Here is a 2947-nt window from a genome sequence, read left to right as displayed (position 1 = left end):
TTAAAATAAGCCTTATATCCAAGCATAAAACAAGGTTGTCTAGACTTCTTTTAACAGTAAAGTTATCATAAAACTGAATTTTATTTTTTAGGTAAGTTTATGCATTCTATCCGCATTCGTTAAGACACAACTATTTGCATAGTGACACTATTTTATAATGGTGGGCTTTTGTTGTGTCTTTAAGAATATATGCGGATATATAAAGTAAAAGTATGCTTAATTTATAAGTATGCTTTTAGTGCATAGTTTCCAGTTATAACTTAATTGACTAGCTATTTGTCCACCCTGTGGATGAATAGCTTTTTTTTTGGGAGGACACTGTGATGCTAGCTTTTGTTTTCACCTAAATCCTGTTTGCTGCATAAAAAATTTCAAGAGCTAAACAGGAGTAAATAAAAATGAGTTTAATTATTAAAGCGAGAAACATACGCTTGGATTATGCTGGGCGTGATGTTTTGGATATTGATGAATTGGAAATTCACTCTTATGACCGTATTGGTCTTGTGGGTGATAACGGAGCAGGAAAGAGTAGTTTACTCAAAGTACTTAATGGCGAAATTGTTTTAGCCGAAGCGACATTACAGCGTTTTGGTGATTTTGCACATATCAGCCAACTGGGCGGAATCGAAATAGAAACGGTCGAAGACCGGGCAATGTTATCTCGCCTTGGTGTTTCCAATGTACAAAACGACACAATGAGTGGCGGAGAGGAAACTCGTGCAAAAATTGCTGCCGCATTTTCCCAACAAGTACATGGCATTCTAGCGGATGAACCAACCAGCCACCTTGATCTCAATGGAATAGATCTACTTATTGGTCAACTTAAAGCATTTGATGGAGCATTACTTGTTATCAGTCATGACCGATATTTTCTTGATATGGTTGTAGACAAGATATGGGAGTTAAAAGACGGTAAAATTACGGAATATTGGGGTGGTTACTCGGATTACTTGCGTCAAAAAGAAGAAGAGCGACAACACCAAGCCGTAGAATATGAGCTGATGATGAAGGAACGGGAGCGATTAGAATCTGCTGTGCAAGAAAAACGCCAGCAAGCTAATCGATTAGACAATAAGAAAAAAGGAGAAAAATCCAAAAACTCTACCGAAAGTGCTGGACGACTTGGGCATGCAAAAATGACTGGCACCAAGCAAAGAAAACTGTATCAGGCAGCTAAGAGTATGGAAAAGCGTTTGGCTGCATTAGAAGATATTCAAGCACCAGAGCATTTGCGTTCTATTCGTTTTCGTCAAAGTTCAGCCCTAGAACTGCACAATAAGTTCCCGATTACGGCAGATGGTCTGAGCTTAAAATTTGGTAGCCGTACTATCTTTGATGACGCTAACTTTATAATACCGCTTGGCGCTAAAGTCGCTATAACTGGATCGAATGGAACAGGGAAAACGTCCTTGTTAAAAATGATATCAGAACGTGCTGATGGATTAACCATATCTCCAAAAGCTGAAATTGGCTACTTTACACAAACAGGATATAAATTTAACACGCATAAATCTGTGCTCTCCTTTATGCAGGAAGAGTGCGAGTACACAGTTGCGGAAATTCGTGCAGTATTGGCTTCAATGGGGATCGGAGCGAATGATATTCAAAAAAACTTATCCGACTTATCGGGAGGTGAAATCATCAAACTGCTTTTATCCAAAATGCTTTTAGGAAAATATAATATTTTGCTTATGGATGAACCAGGAAACTATCTTGACCTAAAAAGTATTGCCGCATTAGAAACAATGATGAAGTCCTATGCAGGAACTATTATCTTCGTATCTCATGACAAGCAATTGGTCGATAATATTGCTGACATTATCTACGAGATCAAAGACCACAAAATCATCAAGACTTTTGAGAGAGATTGTTAATGATAGCCAATCTAATCCGAACATTAATTATTGAACTCTTTAAAGGAAATTAAAAATGACAATTCAAGATATTCAATCACTTGCTGAAGCACACGGCTTGTTGCTTACGGACAAAATGAATTTCAATGAAATGGGCATTGATTTTAAGGTCGTTTTTGCTCTTGATACAAAGGGGCAACAATGGTTGCTGCGTATTCCTCGTCGTGATGGCATGAGGGAACAAATCAAGAAAGAAAAACGCATTTTAGAATTGGTAAAAAAACATCTTTCTGTAGAGGTTCCTGATTGGAGAATTTCATCTACAGAATTAGTGGCTTATCCCATACTTAAAGATAATCCTGTTTTAAATTTGGATGCTGAAACCTATGAAATAATTTGGAATATGGACAAAGATAGCCCGAAATACATAACATCTTTGGCAAAAACCTTATTTGAAATCCATAGTATTCCTGAAAAAGAAGTTCGGGAAAATGATTTGAAAATTATGAAACCTTCAGATTTAAGACCTGAAATAGCAAACAATTTGCAGTTAGTAAAATCTGAAATTGGTATAAGTGAGCAATTGGAAACCCGCTACAGAAAATGGTTGGATAATGATGTTCTATGGGCAGATTTCACCCAATTTATACATGGCGATTTATATGCTGGGCATGTACTAGCTTCAAAGGATGGAGCTGTTTCAGGCGTTATTGATTGGTCAACAGCCCATATAGATGACCCAGCGATTGATTTTGCTGGGCATGTAACTTTGTTTGGAGAAGAAAGCCTCAAAACTCTAATCATCGAGTATGAAAAACTAGGGGGTAAAGTTTGGAATAAACTATATGAACAGACTTTAGAAAGAGCAGCGGCCTCTCCTTTGATGTATGGTTTATTTGCCTTAGAAACTCAAAATGAAAGCCTTATCGTTGGAGCAAAAGCTCAGTTGGGAGTTATATAATTTAAAAATATGATTGCTGAGAACTGCCTTGTTTTGAAACTTGGTTGGCTTTAATTAGTTTTTAGTATTCTTTATAGAAAATGCCTCGATCAAGGGGCATTTCTAACAATCATTTAACATAAAATTTCTTATG

Annotated in this window: 2 protein-coding genes; both read left to right on the top strand. The window is 36.9% G+C overall.

The genetic code is table 11. The features are described 5' to 3' along the window. Positions 1–398 precede the first annotated feature (398 nt). Positions 399–1874, top strand: a complete 1476-nt coding sequence (gene msr(E) / locus FTV43_RS14870; RefSeq protein ID WP_000052512.1) for an ABC-F type ribosomal protection protein Msr(E) — start codon at positions 399–401, stop codon at positions 1872–1874. Between the two features lie 55 nt (positions 1875–1929). Next, positions 1930–2814 (top strand): Mph(E) family macrolide 2'-phosphotransferase, encoded by an 885-nt coding sequence (locus tag FTV43_RS14865; protein WP_000155092.1) that lies wholly within the window; start codon positions 1930–1932, stop codon positions 2812–2814. The last annotated feature ends 133 nt before the right edge of the window (positions 2815–2947 follow it).

Source organism: Acinetobacter sp. YH16053, from assembly GCF_013417035.1.
Lineage (GTDB): Bacteria > Pseudomonadota > Gammaproteobacteria > Pseudomonadales > Moraxellaceae > Acinetobacter > Acinetobacter towneri.
This window is presented reverse-complemented; position numbering and strand designations above follow the sequence as displayed.

What these genes read in the sequence shown, in the direction of transcription:
- FTV43_RS14865 (WP_000155092.1), top strand. Translation starts at nt 1,930, where the DNA reads ATGACAATTCAAGATATTCAATCACTTGCTGAAGCACACGGCTTGTTG.